This is a genomic window from Streptomyces sp. NPDC018029 (assembly GCF_044327655.1).
Lineage (GTDB): Bacteria > Actinomycetota > Actinomycetes > Streptomycetales > Streptomycetaceae > Streptomyces.
Window position 1 is genome coordinate 143,959 of sequence record NZ_JBIRFV010000003.1, and the last position, 24,078, is coordinate 168,036.

Consider the following 24,078-nt stretch of genomic DNA (forward strand, 5'->3'; position numbering starts at 1 on the left):
CACGCTGAGCCGGTGATTATCGGGGTTGGCATTGACGTTGCGGAGATCGAGCGGTTCGGGGCGGCGCTGGAGCGGACGCCCGGGATGGCCGATCGGCTGTTCGTGGAGAGCGAGTTGCTGCTGCCGGGCGGCGAGCGGCGGGGGATCGCTTCGCTGGCGGCGCGGTTCGCCGCGAAGGAGGCGCTGGCGAAGGCGCTGGGGGCGCCCGCGGGGCTCCGGTGGACGGACGCCGAGGTGTATGTGGAGGAGAGCGGGCAGCCGCGGGTGCGGGTGCGGGGGACCGTGGCCGAGCGGGCTTCCGCGCTGGGGGTCCGGTCCTGGCACGTGTCGCTGAGCCATGACGCGGGGGTTGCTTCCGCGGTGGTGGTGGCGGAGGGCTAGGAAGTTCCGCGCGGGGGAGACTGGGGGGATGCGTACTGCGTATGGCGTGGAGAGGGTTCGAGCGGGTGAGCGCGCGGTCATGGCGCGGGAGCCCGAAGGTGTGCTGATGCAGCGCGCGGCGGCGGGGCTCGCCGCCGAGTGCGCGCGGCTGCTCGGCAAGGTGTACGGCACGAGAGTGACGCTGCTGGTGGGCAGCGGGGACAACGGCGGCGACGCCCTGTACGCCGGGGCCCGGCTGGCGCGGCGAGGGGCCGGGGTCAGTGCCGTGCTGCTCGATCCGGAGCGGGCCCATGCCGGTGGGCTCGCCGCTCTGCGGAGGGCCGGCGGCTCGGTGGTGGGCGCCGATGACCCGCGGGCCGAGGAGCTGGTGCGTGGGGCGCGGCTCGTGGTCGACGGGATCGTGGGGATCGGTGGGCGGGGCGGGCTGCGGGAGCGCGCCGCGGCGCTCGTCGCGGCTGCCGGGGAGGACGCGCTGGTCGTCGCCGTCGACGTGCCCAGTGGGGTGGACTCCGATACCGGCGAGGTGCACGGGGACGCGGTGCGGGCCGATGTGACGGTGACCTTCGGGGCGTACAAGCCGGGGCTGCTGGTCGATCCCGGGCGGGAGTACGCCGGTGTCGTGCGGCTCGTGGACATCGGGCTCGGACTGGGCGCGGACGACGCGGAGTTGGAGGCTCTCCAGTTCGCGGACGCCGCCCGGCTGCTGCCCGTGCCCGGCGGGGAGAGCGACAAGTACCGGCGGGGCGTGGTGGGGATCGTCGCCGGGTCCGCCCGGTATCCGGGGGCCGCGGTACTCGCCGTGGCGGGGGCGTTGCGCGGGGGCGCGGGCGCCGTGCGGTACGTGGGGCCGGCCGCCGATGCCGTCATCGCGCGGTTCCCCGAGACCCTGGTGTCCGCGGGGCCGCCGTCGAAGGCCGGGCGCGTGCAGGCGTGGGTCGTGGGCCCCGGGCTCGGGGACGACGCGGAGCGGCTGGGCGAGGTGCTTGCCGCCGACGTGCCCGTCCTGATCGACGCCGACGGGCTGCGGCTCGCCGGGGAGCGGGAGGTGCGGGAGCGCACTGCTCCCACGCTGCTCACCCCGCACGCGGGGGAGGCCGCCGCCCTGCTCGGCGTCGCCCGCGAGGAGGTCGAGGCGGGGCGGCTCTCCGCCGTACGGGAGCTGGCGCGGCGGTACGGGGCGACGGTGCTGTTGAAGGGGTCCACGACCTTGGTCGCCTCGGAGACAGGGGCCGTGCGCGTCAATCCGACCGGGACGGCCTGGCTCGCCACCGCGGGCAGCGGCGACGTGCTGTCCGGGCTCGCCGGGTCGCTGCTCGCGGCGGGGCTCGACGCGCGGGACGCCGGGTCCGTCGGCGCGTATCTGCACGGTCTCGCCGGGCGGCACGCGGCGGACGGCGCTCCCGTGGCGGCACAGGACGTGGCCGAGGCGATCCCCGCCGTGTGGCGGGAGGTCAGGAGGCCGTAGCGGCGTCGGGTCTCGGGAGGGGAGGGCGCTGCTTGTGGGGCGGCCCGAACCGGTGGGAGCGGGGGCTGTCGGCGGGCTCTGAGACACTTGTCCGCGATGAACGAGACAGCCCCTTTCCGTGTCCGCGCCGAGATCGACCTCGCCGCCCTCCGCGCCAACGTGCGCGCGCTGCGCGCCCACGCGCCGGGCGCCGAGTTCATGGCCGTGGTGAAGGCCGACGCGTACGGCCACGGAATGGTGCCCTGCGCCAAGGCCGCCCGCCAGGCCGGCGCCACCTGGATCGGCACCGCGACGCCCGAGGAGGCCCTCGCGCTGCGTGCCGCGGGCCTGCCGGGGCGGATCATGTGCTGGCTGTGGACGCCGGGCGGCCCCTGGCGCGAGGGCGTCGAGGCCGACCTGGACATGTCGGTGAGCGCCCTGTGGGCGCTGGACGAGGTGACGGCCGCCGCCCGTGCGGCCGGACGGACCGCGCGCATCCAGCTGAAGGCCGACACCGGCCTCGGGCGGAACGGCTGCATGCCGGCCGACTGGCCCGAGCTCGTCGACCGGGCCCTGCGCGCCGAGGCCGAAGGACTGGTCCGGGTCACCGGCCTCTGGTCGCACTTCGCGTGCGCCGACGAGCCGGGACACCCGTCGATCGCCGGCCAGCTCACGGTCTTCCGCGAGATGGTGGCGCAGGCCGAGGACATGGGCGTACGGCCGGAGGTGCGGCACATCGCCAACTCGCCGGGGACGCTGACGCTTCCGGAGACGCACTTCGATCTCGTCCGCCCCGGCATCGCGATGTACGGCATATCGCCGAGCCCCGAGGTGGGCACCCCCGAGGACTTCGGGCTGCGGCCCGTCATGACGCTCACCGCCTCGCTCGCCCATGTGAAGCACGCCCCGGCCGGCCACGGCGTGAGCTACGGCCATCACTACGTCACCCCCGGCGAGACGACCCTCGGCCTCGTCCCCGCGGGTTACGGCGACGGGCTCCCGCGGCACGCCTCCGGCACGGGCCCGGTGCTCGTCGGCGGGAAGCTGCGGACGGCCGCGGGCCGGATCGCGATGGACCAGTTCGTGGTGGACCTCGGCGGCGACGAGCCCGAGGTCGGCGCGGAGGCGGTGCTGTTCGGGCCCGGCGACCGGGGTGAGCCGACCGCCGAGGACTGGGCGCAGGCCGCCGGCACCATCGCGTACGAGATCGTCACCCGCATCGGACCGCGCGTCCCGCGCGTCTTCCTGAACGAGCGGCCTGACGACACCGGGAACTGACGAGGAGCGGCACGTGAGCGAGAGCAGCACGGGGGCGGCCGCGGCGGAAGCGGTGACGGTGGCCGCCGCCGCGGCCGGGAACTGGCGCCGGGCCGGGGTGGCGGGCGCCGCGATAGGCGTGATCGCCGCGGGCGCGGCCGCCGGTGTCGCCATAGAGCGGCTGACCGTGGGCCGCGGCATGCGCAAGAAGGCCCGCCTCGCGCTCGACGCGGCGGGGCCGTACGGCTCGCTGCGCGGCATGCCCGGCACGGCGTACGCGGACGACGGCACGGAGCTTTCGTACGAGGTCGAGGAGGTCGAGGACGACGGCGGCGAGGACCCGCGGCGGCGCAGGCTCTTCGGCCGCCGGGCCCCCGCGCCCGTCACCGTCGTCTTCAGCCACGGCTACTGCCTGAACCAGGACTCCTGGCACTTCCAGCGGGCCGCCCTGCGCGGCGTCGTCCGCGCCGTCTACTGGGACCAGCGCAGCCACGCCAGGTCGGGGCGCGGCGTCGACCAGCTGGAGCACGGCGTGCCGGTCTCCATCGACCAGCTCGGGCGCGACCTGAAGGCCGTCATCGACGCGGCGGCGCCCGAGGGGCCGCTCGTCCTCGTCGGGCACTCCATGGGCGGCATGACGACCATGGCGCTCGCCGACCAGTTCCCGGAGCTGATCCGTGAGCGCGTGGTCGGCGTCGCCCTGGTCGGTACGTCGTCGGGGCAGCTCGGGCAGGTGAACTTCGGCCTTCCGGTGGCCGGGATGAACGCGGTGCGGCGGGTACTGCCCGGTCTGCTGCGGGCGATGGGTTCGCAGGCCGAGCTGGTGGAGCGGGGGCGGCGGGCCACCGCGGACCTGTTCGCGGGCGTCATCAAGCGCTACTCGTTCTCGCGCAGGGACGTGGACCCGGCCATCGCGCGGTTCGCCGAGCGGATGATCGAGTCGACGCCGATCGACGTGGTCGCGGAGTTCTATCCGGCGTTCGCCGAGCACGACAAGGCGGAGGCGCTCAAGCACTTCGCCGAGCTGCCGGTGCTCGTGCTCGCCGGGGACAAGGACTTGGTCACGCCGAGCGAGCACAGTGAGGCGATCGCGCAGCTGCTGCCGGACGCCGAGCTGGTCCTCGTCCCGGACGCCGGGCACCTGGTCATGCTGGAGCACCCGGAGGTCGTCATGGACCGCCTCGCGGATCTGCTGGTGCGGGCGGGGGCGGTGCCGGAGGCGGGCCTGGCCGACGGGGGCTGAGCGCGGGGGTGGTCCCGGGGGAGGGTCCCGGCCGAAGGCGGCTGAGCGGGGCGGGTTCCAGCCGCTACCGTGGGCGGTATGGAAGCACCGCACCACCAGGCCCCCGCCGCCACCCTCAAGATCTCCGTCAACTCCCCCGAACAGATGGGCGAGTTGGGCCGCCGCCTGGCCAAACTCCTGCGCCCCGGCGACCTCGTCATGCTCACCGGCGAGCTCGGCGCCGGCAAGACCACGCTGACCCGCGGCCTCGGTGAGGGCCTCGGTGTGCGCGGCGCCGTCACCTCCCCGACCTTCGTCATCGCCCGTGTGCACCCGCCGCTCGGCGACGGCCCCGCGCTGGTGCACGTCGACGCCTACCGCCTGGGCGGCGGGCTCGACGAGATGGAGGACCTGGACCTCGACGTCTCCCTGCCCGAGTCGGTGATCGTCGTGGAGTGGGGCGACGGCAAGGTGGAGGAGCTGTCGGAGGACCGGCTGCACGTCGTGATCGACCGCGCGGTGGGCGACACGACGGACGACGGGCGCGAGGTGACGCTGACCGGACTCGGCGAGCGGTGGGCGGACGCGGACCTGGCGTCCCTGGGCGCCTGACCCTCCCCGAAACCCCAGCCCCGGGCCCGGCGCCCGGGGCTTTCTCGTACGTTCGACCGAACGTTCCGACAAGACGTCGGCAAAATGTTGCGCTGCGTGCGTCGGGCGTGGTCACATGGATACCGGAGCTGGTTAGGTCTACCTAACTTCGTCTGCCCCGGAGCCCCCAGGAGGCATCCATGTCGGCTTCAGAACATGACGCACACGCTCAGCCGCGCGGGACAAGGCTGCCGGGACCCTCGGCCGGCGTGAGCCCCTCGCACCTGTCGATGAGTGACCTGCTCGCGTCGTGCGCCGCCGCGAGCGCCGTCTCCACGCCTCCGCGCGACCCGGAACCGGTCGGGGGCGTCCGCGCGGAACGGCGGCGTCCGGCCCACTGATCGCCGTCAGCCCAGCCGATCGACGTCAGCTGCTCAGGGGACGTCAGTTGATCAGGGAACGACGACGACCTTCTTCTCGCGCAGCGCGAACTCCCACATCGCGTTGCCGTGCGCACGCGACTCGCGGATGCCGCCGGTCTTCTTCGACGGGTCCGGCTTCGGCGTCGAGCCGTCGACGGCCGCGCTGAAGCCGATCGCGACCCCGTCGGTGAGCGTGAAGACCACGACGTGCTCGATCGGCACACCGTCCGTGCCCATGACGCGACCCGTGCGCGAGGTGACGGCGTACGTCCCGGGGTCGGGGTCGACCGTGCCCGGGGTCACCCCGAAGGTGAGCTTCACCTTGCCGGACGCCTCGACGAGCCAGACCCGGTCCTCCGCGAGCGAGTAGACGACCCGCTCGCCGGTGCCGGACCGGGCGGGCAGCGCCGCGGGGTCCTTCTTGTCCTTGGGGGAACGTGAGGCCGAGACCGAGGGGGACGCGTCGGGTTTCCCCATGCTGTCCGGGGCGTTGGCCGAGGCCTGGTAGGCGAGGAAGCCGACCGCGGCGAGCGCAGCGGCGGTGAGCCCGGCCACGAATCCCGAGCTGCTCCTTGACACCTTGCGCCACCCACCTCTTCGTACTGCGTACGGCTACGGAGTGACGGTAGCAGCAGGCGCCCCGCATCCCGGGTCGGCCGTGCGCCGGGCGCCGGAGCCGTAGGCTGTTCGCGTGCTCTTGCTCGCTCTGGATACCGCAACGCCCGCCGTCACCGTCGCCCTCCACGACGGCTCCTCCGTCATCGCGGAGTCGAGCCAGGTCGACGCCCGGCGCCATGGAGAACTGCTCCTGCCGGCCGTCGACCGCGTGCTCGCCGACGCAGGCCTGGGACTGGACGCCGTCACCGGCATCGTCGTCGGCGTGGGCCCCGGCCCGTACACCGGCCTCCGCGTCGGCCTGATGACCGCCGACACGTTCGGCCTCGTGCTCGGCGTCCCCGTGCACGGGGTGTGCACGCTGGACGGCCTCGCCTACGCCTCCGGGATCGAAGGCGGCCCCTTCGTGGTGGCCACCGACGCCCGGCGCAAGGAGGTCTACTGGGCCCGCTACGACGACGTACGCACTCGTGCGAGTGACGCCGCCGTCGACCGGCCCGCCGCCATCGCCGCCGCCGTCGAGGGCCTGCCCGCCGTCGGCGCGGGCGCGCTCCTCTACCCCGACATGTTCCCCGACGCGCGCGCCCCCGAGCACGTGTCGGCGGGCGCCCTCGCGTCGCTGGCCGCCGAGAAGCTGGCCGCGGGCGAGGAGCTCATGGAGCCCCGGCCGCTGTACCTGCGCAGGCCCGACGCGCAGGTGCCCAAGAACTACAAGGTGGTCACCCCCAAGTGACCCGGGCGACGCAGGTGACCGAGCCCGCCGCGCTGCGTGAGATGCGCTGGTGGGACATCGACGCGGTGTTCGTCCTGGAGAAGGAGCTCTTCCCTGACGACGCCTGGTCGCGCGGGATGTTCTGGTCCGAGCTCGCCCACTCGCGCGGGCCGCTCGCCACCCGCCGCTACGTCGTCGCCATGGCCGGCGACCGTCTCGTCGGCTACGCGGGCCTCGCCGCGTCCGGCGACCTGGCCGATGTCCAGACCATCGCGGTGGCCCGCGACCACTGGGGCACCGGGCTCGGCGCCCGGCTCCTCACCGACCTGCTCCAGGCCGCGACCGCCTTCGAGTGCTCCGAAGTGATGCTGGAAGTGCGGGTCGACAACACCCGGGCGCAGAAGCTGTACGAGCGCTTCGGCTTCGAGCCCATCGGCTTCCGGCGCGGCTACTACCAGCCCGGCAACGTGGACGCCCTGGTCATGCGCCGCACCGATCCCTCCACCCCCGTATCAGGCGTACAAGGAACCGAGATTCATGGCTGACTCGCGCGACGAACCCCTCGTCCTCGGCATCGAGACCTCCTGCGACGAGACCGGCGTCGGCATCGTCCGCGGCACCACGCTGCTCGCGGACGCCGTCGCCTCCAGCGTCGACGAGCACGCACGCTTCGGCGGCGTCGTGCCCGAGGTGGCCTCCCGCGCCCACCTCGAAGCGATGGTGCCCACCATCGACCGCGCCCTGAAGGAAGCGGGTGTGAGCGCGAAGGACCTCGACGGCATCGCGGTCACCGCGGGTCCCGGCCTCGCGGGCGCGCTGCTCGTCGGCGTCTCCGCCGCCAAGGCGTACGCGTACGCGCTCGGCAAGCCGCTCTACGGCGTCAACCACCTCGCCTCGCACATCTGTGTGGACCAGCTGGAGCACGGGCCGCTGCCCGAGCCCACCATGGCGCTCCTGGTGTCCGGCGGCCACTCGTCGCTGCTGCTGTCCGCCGACATCACCTCGGACGTGCGGCCGCTCGGGTCGACCATCGACGACGCGGCGGGCGAGGCCTTCGACAAGATCGCGCGGGTGCTGAACCTCGGCTTCCCCGGCGGCCCCGTCATCGACCGCTACGCCCGCGAGGGCGACCCGACGGCGATCGCCTTCCCGCGCGGTCTGACCGGCCCGCGCGACCCGGCCTACGACTTCTCCTTCTCCGGGCTCAAGACGTCCGTCGCCCGCTGGATCGAGGCGAAGCGGGCCGCGGGCGAGGAGGTGCCGGTGCGGGACGTGTCGGCGTCCTTCCAGGAGGCTGTCGTCGACGTGCTGACCCGCAAGGCCGTGCGGGCCTGCAAGGACGAGGGCGTCGACCACCTCATGATCGGCGGTGGCGTGGCCGCCAACTCGCGGCTGCGGGCGCTGGCGCAGGAGCGGTGCGAGAAGGCCGGGATCCGGCTGCGCGTGCCGCGCCCGAAGCTGTGCACGGACAACGGCGCGATGGTCGCGGCCCTCGGCGCCGAGATGGTGGCCCGCAACCGGGCCGCCTCGTCCTGGGACCTCTCGGCCGACTCGTCGCTCCCGGTGACCGAGCCGCACGTGCCGGGGCACACGCACACGCACGACCACGTGCACGAGGTCAGCAAGGAGAACCTGTACTCGTGAGCGTTGCCCTGATGTGGGAGGCCCGGGCCGTCGAGGGGCGGGGGGCGGAGCTGCTCGCGTGGGCGCGGGCACAGGAGCTCGACGGCACCCCGCTGCGCCGCGAGACCTTCCGGGCGCCGCAGGACCGGGTGCTCGTCATCACCTGGTGGGACGCCACGCTCGACACCGAACTGCCCGAACTGCCGGAGCCCGGCGAAGGCCTGGCGACGCGGGCGGTGCACCGGTGGCGCTTCGAGTCGGTCGAGGAGGCCTAGGTCTCCTCGGCGCCCAGCAGCACCGCGGCCGTCACGAGCGACAGGACCGTCGTGACGGCCGTGGAGAGCACCGCCAGGGTGCCGAGCGTGCTGTCGAAGTACAGGTCGAGGGCGTCGTCGGCGACGAACGCGTACAGGCCGCGCCCGTCCACGTAGAGCAGGACGAAGGCCAGCGCGAGGCCCGCGCCCCGGCCCGCCGGGCGCCCCGCCACCAGCAGCGCCCCGACGGCCAGGGGCGCGAGGGCGAACGCCACGGTGTGGAAGGTGTAGGGGATCGACGTCGAGTACGAGGCGTCGACCGCGTCCCGGAAGAAGCCGCCGACCCCGGCGTCGGGCGAGCCGCCCACGAGGAAGACCTGCGCCCGCGTCAGCCGGTGGATCAGCCAGGCGACGGCCACCGCACCCGACAGGAGCAGGCACGCCCCGGCGACGGTGAGCCGCCGGCGCGCCGCCGTCGGCAGTGGACCGTACGCGGAGTACGGGGCGGGCGGGGCGTCGTAGGGGACGTACGACTTGGGGATGAGGGAGCGGCGTCCCGCGCGCGTCATCGCGATGAGCGTCGCGACGCCCACCAGCAGCCCGGTCGCCCGGAAGGCGCTGAGCAGCTGCCCGTAGTGGGAGCGCTCGAGGACGGCGCGGTGGTCCGAGGAGACCGCGAGGCCCACCAGTTCCCGCAGGGCGAGGCCGATCAGCAGCACCGCCAGGAGCGTCAGCGCGCCCCGCGCCACCCGGCGCCGGGCGAACGCGAGCCCGCCGAAGACGAGCGCGGCCGCGAGCAGCGCCCAGTCGTGCGGGGTCAGGGCCCAGGGGGTGAGCGGCGCCCGCGGGTCGTACAGGGCCGTGAGGAAGTCACCGGCGTCCGCGCCACTGGCCTCCACCTCGTAGCCGAGCCAGCCCGCTCCGGCGACCGCGTACAGGCCGACGGCCAGACCGGTCCGCAGGTACGCCGCTGAGCTCTCAGGTCCCGCGCGGTTCAGGTCCCCGTGTGTGCCGTGGTGCAGCATGGCCATGCGTGTCCCCCGCCCCCCGGAGGCTTCCGAAGCCCCTGCTGTCAGGGACACGCCGTGGGACCGGTCAGTTCCCTTCGGTCCCTTCGGGCTTCCGGTACGTCAGCAGGTAGCGCCAGAAGAGCAGTTGGCGCACGCTGCTGCCGGGCAGGAGGCGGGCCGCCTCGGCGCGGATCTCGGGGAGCCGCATGTCCGGCTGTCGCACGGGGGGCTTGAGCGGGGGCTCGTACCCGCCGCGCAGCCGCTCCGCCGCGTACACCGTCACCCGGGCCACCGCGTTGGCGGGGGACGCCACGAGGTCCCACCAGGTCGTCCCGGCGTAGCAGCCGAGCACGAGGAGGGTGCCGCCCGGGGCGAGCGCGTCGCGCAGGCGCGTGACCGTGGCGAACGGCATGTGGTGCAGGCTGGCCAGGCAGGTGACGGCGTCGTAGTGGGCCTCGGGCAGCGCCTCCTCGGTCACGTCCGCCTGCCGGAAACGGGGGCCTCCACCGAGCTCGCGGGCCTTGGCGATGACCTCCGCCGACGGGTCGAGCGCGTCGACCTCGTAACCGCGGGCCGCGAGGAGGCGGGCGAAGCGGCCGGTGCCGCAGCCGATGTCGAGGACGGTACGGCTTCTCCCCGGGCCCTCCGGAGGGGTCGGCGACGGCAGGTTCCGCAGGAGCAGCCGGTGGTAGTGGTCGTTGTGGTCGAAGGGCATGCGGGGGAGCCTCGCACATCCCTTCCGGTCACCCGGGGCGTTGCGCCCGGCCCAGCAACCCGTCGATCACGGCGTCCAGTTGCCGCGCCACGTCGTAGTCCTCGGTCAGCTCGGACCAGCGGCCCGCGAGTGCCGCGAGATGGGGGAGCTCGGCGGGGTCCACGTCCGCGAGCAGGTCGGGGAAGTGGCGCTTGCGGCCCGGGTCCTCGGCGCGGCGCTCCATCGCGTGGCGGAAGACGAGGTCTCCGTAGACGCAGTGCCAGATGGTCCGGTACGCGCGGACGGCGTCCGCGGGGGTGAGCCCGCAGTCGATGCCCGCGCCGACGATCTCCTCGACCATCCAGAGCGCGCCCTTGTCCGTGAGGTCGCCGAGGCTGAGCACCTCGACCACCCAGGGCATCCGCGCCAGCATGCCGTGCATGTGCAGGGAGACGGCGAGGAGGCGCTCGCGCGGGTCGGCCGGCAGCTCCGGGCGGGGGAGCGCGGCGGCCGTACCGGAGAGCGTGAGCATCAGGAGCTCGTCCTTGTCGCGCACGTGGTGGTAGAGCGCCATCGGCGTCGTACCGACCTCCTTGGCGACCCGACGCATGCTCAGGGCGGCGACGCCTTCCGCCGCCAGGATCCGACGGGCGACCTCGACGATCGTCTCCGTCTGAATACGCCGGGGACGCCCCACGCGCCGCTTCTTCACCCCACCGCTGGGCGCACCGACAGTCTCGGCGTTCGCCGCGCTGCCCGGCTCTCCGGCTGCCCCGTGCGGATCTCTCTCTGCTGCCACCCGCCCATTGTCGTGCCTGCCGGATGGCGAGGGTCTGGCCGAGCCGGGCCGAGCCGGGGCCGAGCAGGACTTGCGGAGTTTCTATACGCGTATAGTAATGTCCGTCGCATGGTGACCAAGGTGAACTCGAACGCTCCGCAAGGGCGTTGGCTGCTGCCGGTGTTGCTCACCGTGCAGTTCCTCGTCTCCCTCGACATGTCCGTCGTCAACATCGCCCTGCCCGACATGGGCGACGACCTCGGCTTCGACCCCGGCTCGCTGCTCTGGGTCGTCAATGCCTACGCGCTCGCCTTCGGCGGCCTGCTCATGCTCGGTGGGCGACTCGCCGATCTGGTCGGGCGGCGGCGCACTCTCCTCTGGGGCTTCGCGCTCTTCGGCGCGGCGAGCCTCGCGGGCGGGCTCGCTCTCACGCCGGGGCAGCTCATCGCGGCGCGCGCGGTCCAGGGCGCCGGCGCGGCGGCACTCGCTCCCGTCGCGCTCGCCCTGATCACCGTCAACTACGCGGCGGGTCCCGCGCGGTCCCGGGCGCTCGGCCTGTGGGGCGTCTCCGGCGCGCTCGGCGGCGCGGTCGGCATCATGGCGGGGGGCCTGCTCACCGACGGGGTCGGCTGGCGCTCCGTGATGCTCGTCAACGTCCCCGTCGTGCTCGCCGCGCTCCTCGCCGCGCGCCACGGCGTGCCCGCCGACCGCCGCACCGGGCCCGCGCCCCGCCTCGACGTCACGGGCGCCCTGCTCGTCACGGCGGGAATGACGGTGCTCGTACTCGGCCTCGTGCGCACGGAGACGTACGCGTGGGGATCAGGGGTCACGCTGGGAACCCTCGGCACGGCGGCCGCGCTGCTCGGGGCCTTCGTCGCCGTCGAGGCCCGCAAGCGGGAACCCCTGCTGCGGCTCGGCCTGCTCGGCACGGCACACCGCCCCGTGCTCTCCGCGAACGTCTTCGCCCTGCTGATGTCGTCCGGGCAGTTCGCCGCCTTCTACTTCACCTCGCTCTACCTCCAGCAGGTGATGGGGTACGGGCCGACGGCGGCCGGCGCCGCGTTCCTGCCGTTCTGCGCGGGCGTCGTGGCCGGGTCGACGGTCGCGACCAGGACCGTGGGGCACCTGGGCGAGCGGGCGCTGCTCGTGACGGGCGGGCTGCTCGGGGCCGCCGGATTCGGCTGGTTCGCACTGACGGTCGAGGCGGGAGGCACGTTCCTGAGCTCCGTCCTCGGGCCCTCGCTCGTCGCGAGCGTCGGCATCGGCATGTGCTTCGTGCCGCTGGGCACCGCGGCGACCAGCGGCGTCGACCCCGCGGAGACCGGCATGGCCGCCGGCCTGCTCAACAGCTCGCGCCAGCTCGGCGGCTCGCTGGGCCTCGCGGTCCTGGTCACGGTCGCCGCGCACGCCACGGGCCCGGAGCGGGGCCCGGGCGCGCTCGCCGAGGGGTACGCGGCGGCCTTCGCCGTGTCGGCGGCCCTCCTGGTGGCGGCCGCCCTCGCGACGGCGGTGCTGCACGGACGCCGTACACCCACCCCGGCACCGCTGCGACCTGCGGAAACCCCCTCCGGCGCAGACACACGCGAAGAAACTTCGAAAAATCTCGGCGACGATGTCGAAACGGGCGTCTCCCGTTCGTCGCAAGGGTGAGAGGCGAGGAGAAGCCCCGCCGCCACCCGATGGGAGACCACCATGCCGCGCTACCTGACACTGATCCGCATCGACGAGAACAACGCCCCCGAGGGCGGCCCGAGCCCCGAGATGCAGGAGCGCATGGGCGCACTGCTCGAAGAGATCACCAAGGCCGGGGTGATGCTCGACACCGCGGGCCTGAAGCCGACCTCCGAAGGCACCCGCGTGACGTGGGACAAGGGCGAAGTGTCCACCACCGACGGCCCCTTCACCGAGACCAAGGAGGTCATCGGCGGCTACTCGATCTGCCAGGCCAAGGACATGGCCGAGGCGGTCGAGTGGACCACACGGTTCCTCAAGACCCACGACGACCACTGGACGATCACCGCGGAGGTCCGGGAGATCGAGGGCTGAGAGCCACAGGCTCCGAGAGCCGCCAAGACCGGCGCGCGCCTTTGCGGGTCCCGTGCGGGGATGCTCTGATGGATGGCCGTGAGCCATCCGCCGGAGCAGCCCCGCCAGGTCATCGAGACCGTCTTCCGCATGGAGTCGCCACGCATCATCGCCGGCGTCACGCGGATCGTACGGGACGTCGGCATCGCCGAGGAGCTGGCACAGGACGCCCTGGTGGCGGCCCTCGAACGGTGGCCCGGGGAGGGCGTCCCGGACAACCCGGGCGCCTGGCTCATGGCCACCGCCCGGCACCGCGCCATCGACCTGGTGCGCCGCCGCGAGCGCTACGCCCAGAAGCTCGCGGAGGTCGGCCGCGACCTGGAGACCACGGCGCCCCACGTCGACGAGACCGCCGACCCCGACGCCATCGACGACGATCTGCTGCGCCTCATCTTCACGGCCTGCCACCCGGTGCTCTCCGCCGAGTCCCGGGTGGCGCTCACGCTGCGCCTCCTCGGCGGCCTGACCACCGGCGAGATCGCCCGCGCCGTGCTCGCCTCCGAGTCGACCGTGGCGCAGCGGATCGTGCGCGCCAAGCGCGCCCTCGCCGCCGGGGGCATCGACTTCGAGGTCCCCTACGGCCCGGACCGCGACGCCCGCCTCGGCTCGGTCCTCGAAGTCATCTACCTGATCTTCAACGAGGGGTACGCCGCCACGGCGGGGGACGACCTGCTGCGCCCCGCCCTGTGCGAGGACGCGCTGCGCCTCGCCCGGGTGCTCGCCGCCCTGATGCCCGACGAGTCCGAAGTGCACGGCCTGGCCGCGCTGTTGGAACTGCAGGCCTCGCGCACGGCGGCGCGCACGGGCCCCTCAGGCGAGCCCGTGCTGCTCAAGGACCAGAACCGCACCCGCTGGAACCAGCTGCTGATCCGGCGCGGTTTCGCCGCGCTCGCGCGGGCGCAGAGCATGGCGGCCTCGCCCGCCGGGGGCCTCGGTCCGTACGCCCTCCAGGCCGCGATCGCCGCCTGCCACGCGCACGCGCACACGTACGAGGACACCGACTGGCAGCAGATCGCCGTCCTCTACGGCCTGCTCGCCGCCCGCGCCCCCTCCCCGGTGGTCGAGCTGAACCGGGCGGTCGCGGTCGCGATGGCCCAGGGCACGGAGGCCGGCCTGGTCCTGGTCGACGCGCTCGCCGCCGAGTCCGCGCTGCGCGACTACCACTTGCTGCCCAGCGTGCGCGGTGACCTGCTGGCGCGGCTCGGCCGGCGGGCGGAGGCCCGCGCGGAGTTCGAGCGGGCGGCGTCGCTGGCCAGGAACATGCGGGAACGCGAACTGCTGCTGGAGCGGGCGGCCGGCTGTTAGGGCTGTGTCCCCCGGGTGACCGGGTGGCCGATCAGCATGGTCGGGGCGCCCGCGACGCGGGTGAGGAAGACGGTCGCCGCGTTCTTCCCCTGCGGCTTCACCTTGCGCCGCAGCTCCTCCGGCTCGACGGCGGAGCCGCGCTTCTTGACGGTGAGGATGCCGACCCCGCGCTCCCGCAGCAGCGCCTTCAGCTTCTTCACGTTGAAGGGCAGCTGGTCGGTGATCTCGTACGCGGTGGCGTACGGGGTGTCGTGCCGGGCGTCGGAGGTGACGTACGCGATGGTCTCGTCGATGAGCCCGCCCCCGACCCGCGCGGCGACCTCGGCGACCAGGTGGGCGCGGATGACGGCGCCGTCCGGCTCGTACAGGTAACGCCCGACGGGACGCACCTCCGGGTCCGGCAGCATCGCGGCGAGCGAGGTCCACAGGGAGGCGCCGCCGGGCAGGAGCGTCGCGCGGTGCGAGGCGGGGGTGTCCGTGCCGAACCACAGCACGGCCTCCTTCACGTCGCCGCCGTCCGAGATCCACTCGGCGCCGGCCTCGGCGGGGATCGCCTCGTGCGGGATGCCGGGCGCGATCTTCAGCGCGGCGAGCGTGGCCTCGAGCGCGGCGCCGATCGCCCAGGACAGGGGCGGGGAGTAGGCCTCGGGGTCGAAGATCCGGCCGCGCCCGCCCCGCCGTGCCGGGTCGACGAAGACGGCGTCGTACGCGGAGGTGTCCACCTCGGTGACATCCGCCTCCCGGACCTCGATGAGGTCAGCGAGACCGAGGGCGTCGGCGTTGGCGCGGGCGACCGCGCAGGTCAGGGGGTCGCGGTCGACAGCGAGCACGGAGATCCCGGCCCGCGCGAGCGCGATGGCGTCGCCGCCGATGCCGCAGCAGAGGTCGGCGAGTGAACGGACGCCCAGGTCCCGGAAGCTCGTGGCGCGGTGGGCGGCGACGGAGGCGCGCGTGGACTGCTCGACGCCGTTCGGCGTGAAGAACATCCGGGCCGCGTCCTCGGCGCCGAACTTCGCGGCGGCTCGGCGGCGCAGCCGGGCCTGCGCGATGGCGGCGGAGACCAGGAGCGCCGGGTGCGTGCGGCGCAGCCGGGTGGCGGCGGCGAGCTCCTGCGCGGGCTCGACGTCCCGCACCTCGTCGAGCAGGGCAAGGCCCTCGTCGGTGCGCAGGGCGGCGAAGGCGGCGAGGGGGTCGCCGAGGTCGGTCTCGTGGCCGCTCGGCGTGTTCGGGTCGTTCACCTGCCCCATTGTGGGCCAGTCGGTGGATGGTGGTCGGCCGGTGGCGGTGTCGGGCCCTCGCCACGGCCTTGAACTGCGAGGATCCGGCGCCATGCAACTAGTACGACAAAAGGAAGAATCCGCCAGAAGGCGGAAGAATCAGGTGCGTGTCCTGGTGGCCGCCCTGTCCGTCGCGGCGATCGCATCGGGCTGCGTCTCCGGGGACGAATCCGACGGCGTGAGACCCGCCCACGGCCAGCAGCCGCTCAACGCCCCACCCGCCCGCGCCCTCGACGCCTACGCCAGGAAACTCGCAGCGGTCCAGGTGGCACGGGCCGCGGCGGCCAAACGCTGGGGCCTGGCGAAGACCCCGCTCGCGGCACCCGCGCCACCCCGGACCAAGCCGCGGCTCACCACCCGCAAGGGCTTCGAGGTCAAGGGGCACAAGGGCCTGCCGCCGGTCTTCACGACCATCCCCACCAAGAAGAAGGTCGTCTTCCTGACCATCGACGACGGTGCCGAGAAGGACCCGGCGCTGCTGAGGATGATGAGCGACCTGCGGATCCCGTACACCGCGTTCCTCAGCGACTACCTCGTCAAGGAGGACTATGCCTACTTCAAGAAGATGCAGTCCCGCGGCGTCGTCCTGAACAACCACACCCTCAACCACCCCTACATGCCCGGACTTTCGTACGAGGGTCAGCGCCGCGAGATCTGCGGCATGCAGGACGTCATCCAGAAGCGCTACGGCAAACGCCCCAAGCTCTTCCGCCCGCCGTACGGCAACTACAACGAGGACACCCTGCGCGCCGCCAAGGCCTGCGGGATCAAGGCGGTGCCCCTCTGGGCGTCGGAGGCCTTCGCCGACCGCATGGAGTGGCGCGAGTGGGACAAGGACCTGCACCCCGGCGACATCATCCTCACGCATTTCCGGGGGCGTGAGGACTGGAAGGGCACCATGCCCGACATGGTCCGCCGGGTCATGAAGACCGTCACCGCCAAGGGGTACGCGGTGGCCAGGCTGGAGGACTACCTGTGACCCCGCGGGCGCGAGCGCACCGCCGCATCCTCGCCGCGGCCCTCCTGTGCGGAGCACTCGCGCCCGCACTGCTCACGGGCTGCGCGGATTCGGTGGACCCGATCGAGCGACTGGGCAGAAAGGCAGCGGAGAAACTCCCCTCACGCAAGCCCACGGGAGAACCGGACGCTCGCCGCTGTGGGCAGGCGTTCCGCTGGGCGGAACGGGTGGGCACAGCCCACGGTGCCGAGCACGAAGAACCGAGGCGCCCCCCTGTCGCCGACGGGGAACCCCGGACGACCGCAACCCGTTGCCCCGAAGGGGCAACGAGTACCCCCCTCCGCTGACGCCCGGCGCGCAGCCGATTGGCACTCCGCTTGACCGAGTGCTAACCCGCGTCCTAGTCTCGCTTCTGGCACTCCCCACTGGAGAGTGCCAACAGCGACGGGCAGGTCCGGCACCCGCGACGACGGATCCACCTGGTCGCCACACCTCAGACTCTTAACCCCGTGAGATCTCCGAAGGGGGAGACCGGATCGTGACGACCGCCAGCTCCAAGGTTGCCATCAAGCCGCTTGAGGACCGCATTGTGGTCCAGCCGCTCGACGCCGAGCAGACCACGGCCTCCGGCCTGGTCATTCCGGACACCGCGAAGGAGAAGCCCCAGGAGGGTGCTGTCCTCGCCGTGGGCCCGGGCCGCTTCGAGAACGGCGAGCGCCTGCCGCTCGACGTGAAGGTCGGCGATGTCGTGCTGTACAGCAAGTACGGCGGCACCGAGGTGAAGTACAACGGTGACGAGTACCTCGTCCTCTCGGCCCGCGACGTGCTCGCGATCGTCGAGAAGTAGTTCACCCAGCAGATTTGCTTTCCGAGCTGCGCCCCTGGTCACCCCGCTGATTGCCGGGCGGCGAGGGGCGTAGTTCGTTACAACCGAGTTTTCGAGAGGGCTGAATCGCTCCCATGGCGAAGATCCTGAAGTTCGACGAGGACGCCCGTCGCGCCCTTGAGCGCGGCGTCAACAAGCTTGCCGACACGGTCAAGGTGACGATCGGCCCCCGCGGCCGCAACGTCGTCATCGACAAGAAGTTCGGCGCCCCGACCATCACCAACGACGGCGTCACCATCGCCCGCGAGGTAGAGGTCGACGACCCGTACGAGAACCTCGGCGCCCAGCTGGTGAAGGAGGTGGCGACCAAGACCAACGACATCGCGGGTGACGGCACCACCACCGCCACCGTGCTCGCCCAGGCCCTCGTCAAGGAAGGCCTGCGCAACGTCGCCGCCGGCGCCTCCCCGGCCGCCCTGAAGAAGGGCATCGACGCCGCCGTCGCGGCCGTCTCCGAGGAGCTCCTCGCCACCGCCCGCCCGATCGACGACAAGGCCGACATCGCGGCCGTCGCCGGTCTGTCGGCCCAGGACCCGCAGGTCGGCGAGCTCATCGCCGAGGCGATGGACAAGGTCGGCAAGGACGGTGTCATCACCGTCGAGGAGTCCAACACCTTCGGCCTGGAGCTCGACTTCACCGAGGGCATGGCCTTCGACAAGGGCTACCTGTCGCCGTACATGGTGTCCGACCAGGAGCGTATGGAGGCCGTCCTCGACGACCCGTACATCCTGATCCACCAGGGCAAGATCTCGTCGATCCAGGACCTCCTGCCGCTGCTCGAGAAGGTCATCCAGGCCAACTCCTCGAAGCCGCTCCTGATCATCGCCGAGGACGTCGAGGGCGAGGCCCTGTCGACCCTGGTCGTGAACAAGATCCGCGGCACCTTCAACGCCGTCGCGGTGAAGGCCCCCGGCTTCGGCGACCGCCGCAAGGCGATGCTCGGCGACATGGCCACCCTCACCGGTGCCACCGTCATCGCCGAGGAGGTCGGCCTCAAGCTCGACCAGGTCGGCCTGGACGTGCTCGGCACCGCCCGCCGCGTCACCATCACCAAGGACGACACCACGATCGTCGACGGCGGCGGCAACAAGGCCGACGCCGACGCCCGCGTCGCCCAGATCAAGGCCGAGATCGAGGCCACGGACTCCGACTGGGACCGCGAGAAGCTCCAGGAGCGCCTCGCGAAGCTGGCCGGCGGCGTGTGCGTCATCAAGGTCGGCGCCGCCACCGAGGTGGAGCTGAAGGAGAAGAAGCACCGTCTGGAGGACGCCATCTCCGCGACCCGCGCCGCGGTCGAGGAGGGCATCGTCTCCGGTGGTGGCTCCGCCCTGGTGCACGCCGTCAAGGTCCTCGAGGGCAACCTCGGCAAGGAGGGCGACGAGGCCACCGGTGTCGCCGTCGTCCGCCGCGCCGCCGTCGAGCCGCTGCGCTGGATCGCCGAGAACGCCGGCCTCGAGGGCTACGTCATCACCTCGAAGGTCGCCGAGCTCGAGAAGGGCTTCGGCTTCAACGCCGCGACCGGTGAGTACGGCGACCTGGTCAAGGCCGGCGTCATCGACCCGGTCAAGGTCACCCGCTCCGCCCTGGAGAACGCCGCGTCGATCGCCTCCCTGCTCCTCACGACCGAGACCCTGGTCGTCGAGAAGCCGGCCGAGGAAGAGGCCGACGCCGGTCACAGCCACGGTCACGGCCACTCGCACTGACCGCTGCGCTCGCTTGAACGGTGACTGAGGCCCGGCTTCCCTTACGGGGAGCCGGGCCTCAGCCCATTCCGGCTTCGCGTCTGCCGGGTTGCGCTCACGTGGACGGGTGCGGGCCGTGGTCCGTCCTCGCGCAGTTCCCCGCGCCCCTTAAGGGGCGTCCCCTCCCCGGGAAGCTACTGCGGCCCGTACTTGCGGCCCGTCCGCGACGTGACCCCGCCCAGCAGATTCCGCGGCGTCACCTTCACCACCCCCATCAGCGCCTTGTACCGCGGGTCGGGGACGGACAGCGTCTTGCCGCGGGCGAGGTCGGCCAGGGCGACCGCGACCAGCTTGTCCGCGTCGAGCCACATCCAGTTGGGGATGTTCGACGTACCCATCCCGGCACGCTGGTGGAACTCCGTGCGTACGAAGCCGGGGCAGAGCGCCATCAGCCGCACCCCGGACCCGGCCAGGTCCTTCGCCGCGCCCTGCGTGAACTGCACGACCCACGCCTTGGACGCGCCGTACGTCCCGCGCGGCACGAACGCCGCCACCGACGCCACGTTCACGACACCGCCGCGGCCGCGGTCCCGCATCGACGCCGTCGCCGCCGACGTCAGCCGGAGCACCGCCTCGCAGTGCACCTTGAGCATCGTCAGCTCGTCCTCGAGCGACACCTCCAGATAGCGGCCCTTGTTGCCGAACCCCGCGTTGTTGATCAGCAGGTCGACCGCGTCCCGCCGGTTCGACAGCCGCTCCTCGACCGCCTCGATGCCCGCGTCCGTCGCGAGGTCGGCGGTGAGCACCTCCGCCTCGATGCCGTGCCGGTCGTGCAGCTCGGTCGCCTGTTCGCGCAGCCGCTTGGTGTCGCGAGCCACCAGCACGAGGTTGTGCCCGTCACCCGCGAGGCGCCGCGCGAAGGCGGCGCCGATGCCGGCGGTAGATCCCGTAATCAGAGCCGTAGTCATGGCCCAAGGCTAGTGAGATCCCGTGACCGCGTGCTGCGCCACGTACTTGCGCGCGCGTGCGGCCGTCTCCGGGTGCAGTGCGTCGCCCGCCGCGAGCAGCTGCGGCAGCAGCGCCTTCTCCGTCGTGACGGCCCGGTACTGCAGGCCGACGGTGACCTCGTGCGCCGGCCGGTGCAGGATCTCGATGCGGTCCCCGGCCCGGATCTCACCCGGTTCGATGACCCGCAGATACGCGCCGGGGGCGTCCCCCTCGGTGAACCGCTTGATCCACCCCTTCTCGCCGAGGTGGCCCTGGAACGTACGGCAGGGAATGCGGCCGCTCGTCACCTCCAGCACCAGATCGGCACCTATCCGCCAGCGCTCGCCGATCTTCGCGCCGTTCACGTCGACCCCGGACGTCGTGAGGTTCTCGCCGAAGGAGCCGTCGGGCAGGGCCCGCCCGAGCGTCCGCTCCCAGGCGTCGAGGTCCTCGCGGGCGTAGGCGTACACCGCCTGGTCGTCGCCTCCGTGGTGCCGCAGGTCGGAGATCTCGTCACCCTCGACGCCGCTGCCGCCGACCCCCTTCGCGCCCGGCGCGGCCACGCGCACGGGTCCGGGAACCGGACGCTTGTCGATGCCGGTGAGACCGGAGGGCGCGGCGGTGTGGTCGGACGGCTTGCGGCGGCCCACATTGACAGAAAGAAGCTTCATGGCAGGCAGGCTAAGGGAGTCACCCTCAAAGACGCGACGTAATATTTCGCGACATGTCCAAGCGTCGCTTATGATCGAACCATGATCGAGGCCCGTCATCTCCGTGTGCTGCGCGCCGTGGCCGCCACCGGCTCCTTCTCGGCCGCGGCCCGTGAGCTCGGCTGCACCCAGCCCGCCGTCAGCCAGCAGATGAAGGCACTCGAAGCCTCGGCCGGCACGCCGCTGCTGATCCGCACGGGCCGTGAGATGCGCCTGACGCAGGCGGGCGAGGCCCTCGTCCGGCACGCGGCGGGCATCCTCGCCGGGCTCACCGCCGCCGAGGAGGAGGTCGCCGCGATCGCGGGCCTGCGCGCGGGCCGGGTCCGGCTCGTTTCCTTCCCGAGCGGCAGCTCGACCCTCGTCCCCTGCGCCCTCGCGGCCTTGCGTGCGGCACATCCCGGCACGCGCGTGTCGCTCGTGGAGGCCGAACCGCCGCGCTCCGTGGAGATGCTGCGCGAGGGCGACTGCGACGTGGCGCTGGCGTTCCGGTACGAAGGGGCGACGGCGGCGGAGGAGTGGAGCGACCTCGTCGTGCGTCCGCTGCTCGCGGACCGGCTTGTCGGCCTCGTGCCGGAGGGGCACCGGCTCGCCGACGCGGAATCGGTCACCATCGGGGAGTTCGCGGACGAGTCGTGGATCGCGGGCTGCCCCCGCTGCCGCAGGCAACTGGTGGAGGTCTGCGAGAGCGCGGGCTTCGTGCCCCGGATCGATTTCGCGACCGACGACTATCCGGCGGTGATCGGCCTGGTCGGGGCCGGTCTGGGGGTGGCGGTGCTGCCCGAGCTCGCGATCGAGTCGGTGCGCCCCAAGGGCGCCCGCACCGTGACGGTGGAGCCTGCCGTGCAGCGGGAGATCGTCGCGCTCACCCTGCCGGATCTGGCGCAGGTGCCTGCCGTCGCCGCCACGCTGGACCACCTCGCGCGGGCCGCGGCCCGCTGATCGGCACCCCCGCGGGGGCGCCTTGTGAAGAAACGTTCCTTCAGCTGTGGGACACGGCGCCGCTCGTCGAGGCGGACGCCGTGACGAGCCGGTTGCGGGCCCGCCCCATCAGCTCTTCGCGCTCGTCCTCGGTCAGCCCGCCCCATACGCCGTAGGGCTCGCGCACCGCGAGCGCGTGCGCGGCGCACTCCGCCCGCACCGGGCACCGCATGCAGACCTCCTTGGCCGAGTTCTCGCGTGCACTGCGAGCCGCTCCCCGCTCGCCCTCCGGGTGGAAGAAGAGTGAGCTGTCGACCCCGCGGCAGGCCGCGAGGAGCTGCCAGTCCCACAGATCTGCGTTCGGTCCGGGAAGGCGGGAGAAATCTGCCATTGCTGGTCCCCTTGGTGCCGTTCTGACGCGGATACGGTGCCGATGACCGTACATCTACTGTCTAAGGAGATGAAAATATGACTCATTGCGAATCTAGCCATAGACACCAGGAAAAGGGAAGAAAAGGCGCTAAATGGGGCATAGGTTGTGATGAAAGATTGAGAGTGTCCCGCGCGCTCTGCGCTGTGTCCGCCCCCTCACGTAGAGTGCCGAAGGTGGCTGACCGCCCCGTAACTCTTTCGGGTGACCGTCGTTGAGAGTGCGGAGGCGGTTGAAGAAACAAGCGCTCGGGCAGGTGTCCGAGAGCGTCAACCGCACAGGTGACGAATAAGTACCAGCCTGGAGGCTCAAGGTGACGCGCAGCAGCTGTGAGAGCCGCGGAGGACAGTCATGACATCGGTCCTCGTCTGCGACGACTCCCCGCTTGCCCGAGAGGCGCTCCGCCGCGCGGTCGCGACCGTGCCCGGCGTAGAGCGTGTGACGACTGCGGCCAACGGCGAGGAAGTCCTCCGCCGCTGGGGCGCCGACCGCTCGGACCTGATTCTGATGGACGTACGCATGCCCGGTCTCGGGGGTGTGGAGACCGTCCGGCGGCTGCTGTCCGCCGACCCGGGTGCGCGCATCATCATGCTCACCGTCGCCGAGGACCTGGACGGGGTCGCACTCGCGGTCGCGGCCGGCGCCCGCGGCTATCTGCACAAGGACGCCTCGCGCGCCGAGCTGCGGGCGACCGTCACCCAGGCGCTCGCCGACCCGACGTGGCGGCTCGCGCCGCGCAGACTGCGCTCGGCCGAGATGGGCGCCGCGCCCACCCTCACCGCGCGTGAGATCCAGGTCCTCGAAGGCATGAGCCACGGCCGCTCGAACGCGGAGATCGGCCGTGAGCTCTTCCTCTCCGAGGACACGGTGAAGACGCACGCCAGGCGCCTGTTCAAGAAGCTCGGCGCCTCGGACCGGGCACACGCCGTGGCGCTCGGATTCCGCTGGGGTCTGGTCCGCTGAGTGCACCGCCACGGGGGCACGGCGATCCCCGTCCGCCACCCGGTGGGCGGGGCGGCCGACGCCCGTGGCTGCTTGTTTCGCCGCCGATGCCGCATCCTTGAGGTGTGGAGTTCCTCGGGGACGAGTCGATCGAGCGGGAGGGGAGGGCGCAGGAGATGAGTTCCGGCGCACCTGCTCATAACGCTTCAGTGCACAACTACGGACGCGGTGCCACGGATCAGTCGCCGTCAAGGCACCATGGACCGATGCGCGATGACAAGACGACGGTGATCGGTGCCCTCGTTCTTCGCGCTGTGGAGGGCGACGAGCAGGCCACCCACGACCTGCTGGCACACGTCCACCCCCTCGCGCTGCGCTACTGCCGCACCCGTCTGTCCCGGCTTCCGGGTGACGCACGGCACTTCGTGGAGGACCTGGCCCAGGAAGTCTGTGTCGCCGTCCTCCTCGCCCTGCCGCGCTACAAGGACACGGGGCGCCCCTTCGAAGCCTTCGTCTTCGCGATCGCGGCGCACAAGGTCGCCGACCTGCAGCGCGCGGCCATGCGGCACCCCGGATCCACCGCGGTGCCCTCCGACGAGATGCCCGAGCGGCCCGACGACTCGCTCGGCCCTGAGGAGCGCGCGCTGCTCAGCAGCGACGCGGAGTGGGCCAAGAAGCTCCTCGCCAACCTCCCGGAGAACCAGCGCGAGCTGCTGCTCCTGCGGATCGCCGTCGGCCTCACGGCCGAGGAGACCGGACAGATGCTGGGGATGTCCCCCGGGGCGGTGCGGGTCGCGCAGCACCGGGCTCTCAGCCGTCTGCGGGCGCTCGCCGAGCAGTGAGGCCCGGCTGTCCACGGGCGCTCGCCGAGCGCTGAGCGCCGCCGTACGAACGT

The 24,078-nt window shown here is 72.6% G+C and carries 27 protein-coding genes; 19 read left to right on the top strand and 8 right to left on the bottom strand.

Going from position 1 to position 24,078, the window contains the following annotated elements:
* Positions 1–12: 12 nt before the first annotated feature.
* The 6 genes from ACH4D5_RS09295 (at position 13) to ACH4D5_RS09320 (ending at position 5,296) form a co-directional block, all read left to right on the top strand.
* Positions 13–381, top strand: coding sequence for a holo-ACP synthase (locus ACH4D5_RS09295; RefSeq protein ID WP_398300225.1), 369 nt, complete (start codon positions 13–15; stop codon positions 379–381).
* Positions 382–409: 28 nt separating this feature from the next.
* Positions 410–1,846 (top strand): NAD(P)H-hydrate dehydratase, encoded by a 1,437-nt coding sequence (locus ACH4D5_RS09300; protein WP_398300227.1) that lies wholly within the window; start codon positions 410–412, stop codon positions 1,844–1,846.
* A 96-nt stretch (positions 1,847–1,942) separates the two neighbouring features.
* Positions 1,943–3,103 carry an alanine racemase gene (alr, locus tag ACH4D5_RS09305; protein ID WP_398300229.1) on the top strand — a complete coding sequence of 387 codons (1,161 nt, stop codon included), beginning with the start codon at positions 1,943–1,945 and terminating at the stop codon, positions 3,101–3,103.
* Between the two features lie 13 nt (positions 3,104–3,116).
* Positions 3,117–4,325 (top strand): alpha/beta fold hydrolase, encoded by a 1,209-nt coding sequence (locus ACH4D5_RS09310; protein WP_398300231.1) that lies wholly within the window; start codon positions 3,117–3,119, stop codon positions 4,323–4,325.
* A 78-nt stretch (positions 4,326–4,403) separates the two neighbouring features.
* Positions 4,404–4,916 (top strand): tRNA (adenosine(37)-N6)-threonylcarbamoyltransferase complex ATPase subunit type 1 TsaE, encoded by a 513-nt coding sequence (gene tsaE, locus ACH4D5_RS09315; RefSeq protein ID WP_398300233.1) that lies wholly within the window; start codon positions 4,404–4,406, stop codon positions 4,914–4,916.
* 248 nt (positions 4,917–5,164) lie between these two features.
* Positions 5,165–5,296 carry a hypothetical protein gene (locus tag ACH4D5_RS09320; protein ID WP_398300235.1) on the top strand — a complete coding sequence of 44 codons (132 nt, stop codon included), beginning with the start codon at positions 5,165–5,167 and terminating at the stop codon, positions 5,294–5,296.
* Between the two features lie 51 nt (positions 5,297–5,347).
* On the opposite strand, the gene ACH4D5_RS09325 is transcribed toward ACH4D5_RS09320, so the two are convergent.
* Positions 5,348–5,896: a hypothetical protein gene (locus ACH4D5_RS09325; protein ID WP_398300237.1), complete on the bottom strand. Its 549-nt coding sequence runs from the start codon at positions 5,894–5,896 to the stop codon at positions 5,348–5,350.
* Positions 5,897–6,008: 112 nt separating this feature from the next.
* Between ACH4D5_RS09325 and tsaB the strand changes: the two genes are divergently transcribed.
* Genes tsaB through ACH4D5_RS09345 form a run of 4 tightly spaced genes read left to right on the top strand, consistent with a single transcriptional unit; the run spans position 6,009 to position 8,542 of the window.
* A complete protein-coding gene (gene tsaB / locus ACH4D5_RS09330) occupies positions 6,009–6,665 on the top strand; it encodes a tRNA (adenosine(37)-N6)-threonylcarbamoyltransferase complex dimerization subunit type 1 TsaB (protein ID WP_398300239.1) in 657 nt (218 codons plus the stop codon).
* A 41-nt stretch (positions 6,666–6,706) separates the two neighbouring features.
* A complete protein-coding gene (gene rimI, locus ACH4D5_RS09335) occupies positions 6,707–7,189 on the top strand; it encodes a ribosomal protein S18-alanine N-acetyltransferase (protein ID WP_398301389.1) in 483 nt (160 codons plus the stop codon).
* A complete protein-coding gene (gene tsaD, locus ACH4D5_RS09340; protein ID WP_398300241.1) occupies positions 7,182–8,288 on the top strand; it encodes a tRNA (adenosine(37)-N6)-threonylcarbamoyltransferase complex transferase subunit TsaD in 1,107 nt (368 codons plus the stop codon). Before rimI ends, tsaD begins: the two co-directional genes overlap by 8 nt.
* Positions 8,285–8,542, top strand: coding sequence for a hypothetical protein (locus tag ACH4D5_RS09345; RefSeq protein WP_398300243.1), 258 nt, complete (start codon positions 8,285–8,287; stop codon positions 8,540–8,542). The genes tsaD and ACH4D5_RS09345 overlap by 4 nt, the downstream gene beginning before the upstream one ends.
* On the opposite strand, the gene ACH4D5_RS09350 is transcribed toward ACH4D5_RS09345, so the two are convergent.
* The 3 genes from ACH4D5_RS09350 to ACH4D5_RS09360 all read right to left on the bottom strand — a co-directional run bounded on the left by ACH4D5_RS09350 (position 8,539) and on the right by ACH4D5_RS09360 (position 11,024).
* Positions 8,539–9,552, bottom strand: coding sequence for a hypothetical protein (locus tag ACH4D5_RS09350; RefSeq protein WP_398300245.1), 1,014 nt, complete (start codon positions 9,550–9,552; stop codon positions 8,539–8,541). The genes ACH4D5_RS09345 and ACH4D5_RS09350 overlap by 4 nt on opposite strands.
* Before the next feature lie 64 nt (positions 9,553–9,616).
* On the bottom strand, positions 9,617–10,246 hold the full coding sequence (locus ACH4D5_RS09355; protein WP_398300247.1) for a class I SAM-dependent methyltransferase: 630 nt from the start codon (positions 10,244–10,246) through the stop codon (positions 9,617–9,619).
* A gap of 28 nt (positions 10,247–10,274) precedes the next feature.
* Positions 10,275–11,024, bottom strand: a complete 750-nt coding sequence (locus ACH4D5_RS09360; protein ID WP_398300249.1) for a TetR/AcrR family transcriptional regulator — start codon at positions 11,022–11,024, stop codon at positions 10,275–10,277.
* Positions 11,025–11,132: 108 nt separating this feature from the next.
* Between ACH4D5_RS09360 and ACH4D5_RS09365 the strand changes: the two genes are divergently transcribed.
* The 3 genes from ACH4D5_RS09365 (at position 11,133) to ACH4D5_RS09375 (ending at position 14,393) form a co-directional block, all read left to right on the top strand.
* Positions 11,133–12,653, top strand: coding sequence for an MFS transporter (locus tag ACH4D5_RS09365; protein ID WP_398300251.1), 1,521 nt, complete (start codon positions 11,133–11,135; stop codon positions 12,651–12,653).
* Between the two features lie 42 nt (positions 12,654–12,695).
* The gene (locus ACH4D5_RS09370) at positions 12,696–13,049 is read left to right on the top strand and encodes a YciI family protein (protein ID WP_398300252.1); all 354 of its coding nucleotides are present in this window, start codon (positions 12,696–12,698) and stop codon (positions 13,047–13,049) included.
* A gap of 72 nt (positions 13,050–13,121) precedes the next feature.
* On the top strand, positions 13,122–14,393 hold the full coding sequence (locus ACH4D5_RS09375; RefSeq protein WP_398300254.1) for an RNA polymerase sigma factor: 1,272 nt from the start codon (positions 13,122–13,124) through the stop codon (positions 14,391–14,393).
* On the opposite strand, the gene ACH4D5_RS09380 is transcribed toward ACH4D5_RS09375, so the two are convergent.
* On the bottom strand, positions 14,390–15,640 hold the full coding sequence (locus ACH4D5_RS09380) for a methyltransferase domain-containing protein (RefSeq protein WP_398300256.1): 1,251 nt from the start codon (positions 15,638–15,640) through the stop codon (positions 14,390–14,392). The two genes, ACH4D5_RS09375 and ACH4D5_RS09380, sit on opposite strands and share 4 nt — an antisense overlap.
* An 82-nt stretch (positions 15,641–15,722) precedes the next feature.
* Here ACH4D5_RS09380 and ACH4D5_RS09385 point away from each other — a divergent pair, with 82 nt between their 5' ends.
* The 3 genes from ACH4D5_RS09385 to groL all read left to right on the top strand — a co-directional run bounded on the left by ACH4D5_RS09385 (position 15,723) and on the right by groL (position 19,217).
* Positions 15,723–16,649 carry a polysaccharide deacetylase family protein gene (locus tag ACH4D5_RS09385; RefSeq protein ID WP_398300258.1) on the top strand — a complete coding sequence of 309 codons (927 nt, stop codon included), beginning with the start codon at positions 15,723–15,725 and terminating at the stop codon, positions 16,647–16,649.
* A gap of 517 nt (positions 16,650–17,166) precedes the next feature.
* Positions 17,167–17,475, top strand: coding sequence for a co-chaperone GroES (groES, locus tag ACH4D5_RS09390; protein ID WP_006347174.1), 309 nt, complete (start codon positions 17,167–17,169; stop codon positions 17,473–17,475).
* Positions 17,476–17,588: 113 nt separating this feature from the next.
* A complete protein-coding gene (gene groL, locus ACH4D5_RS09395; protein WP_398300260.1) occupies positions 17,589–19,217 on the top strand; it encodes a chaperonin GroEL in 1,629 nt (542 codons plus the stop codon).
* A 173-nt stretch (positions 19,218–19,390) separates the two neighbouring features.
* Here groL and ACH4D5_RS09400 read toward each other — a convergent pair whose 3' ends face one another.
* Both ACH4D5_RS09400 and ACH4D5_RS09405 read right to left on the bottom strand, forming a co-directional pair.
* Positions 19,391–20,164 carry an SDR family NAD(P)-dependent oxidoreductase gene (locus ACH4D5_RS09400; protein ID WP_398300262.1) on the bottom strand — a complete coding sequence of 258 codons (774 nt, stop codon included), beginning with the start codon at positions 20,162–20,164 and terminating at the stop codon, positions 19,391–19,393.
* Positions 20,165–20,173: 9 nt separating this feature from the next.
* Positions 20,174–20,854, bottom strand: a complete 681-nt coding sequence (locus tag ACH4D5_RS09405; protein WP_398300264.1) for an MOSC domain-containing protein — start codon at positions 20,852–20,854, stop codon at positions 20,174–20,176.
* Between the two features lie 81 nt (positions 20,855–20,935).
* On the opposite strand from ACH4D5_RS09405, the gene ACH4D5_RS09410 reads away from it, so the two are divergent.
* Complete coding sequence (locus tag ACH4D5_RS09410; protein ID WP_398300266.1) at positions 20,936–21,832, top strand: LysR family transcriptional regulator; 897 nt, start codon at positions 20,936–20,938, stop codon at positions 21,830–21,832.
* 40 nt (positions 21,833–21,872) lie between these two features.
* Here the strand turns inward: ACH4D5_RS09410 and ACH4D5_RS09415 are convergent, their stop codons facing one another.
* A complete protein-coding gene (locus ACH4D5_RS09415) occupies positions 21,873–22,202 on the bottom strand; it encodes a WhiB family transcriptional regulator (RefSeq protein ID WP_362993416.1) in 330 nt (109 codons plus the stop codon).
* A 390-nt stretch (positions 22,203–22,592) separates the two neighbouring features.
* Between ACH4D5_RS09415 and ACH4D5_RS09420 the strand changes: the two genes are divergently transcribed.
* Complete coding sequence (locus tag ACH4D5_RS09420) at positions 22,593–23,204, top strand: response regulator transcription factor (RefSeq protein WP_003948568.1); 612 nt, start codon at positions 22,593–22,595, stop codon at positions 23,202–23,204.
* Between the two features lie 245 nt (positions 23,205–23,449).
* Entirely contained in the window at positions 23,450–24,025 is a 576-nt protein-coding gene (locus tag ACH4D5_RS09425; RefSeq protein ID WP_127909693.1) for a sigma-70 family RNA polymerase sigma factor, read from the top strand.
* Positions 24,026–24,078 lie beyond the last annotated feature (53 nt).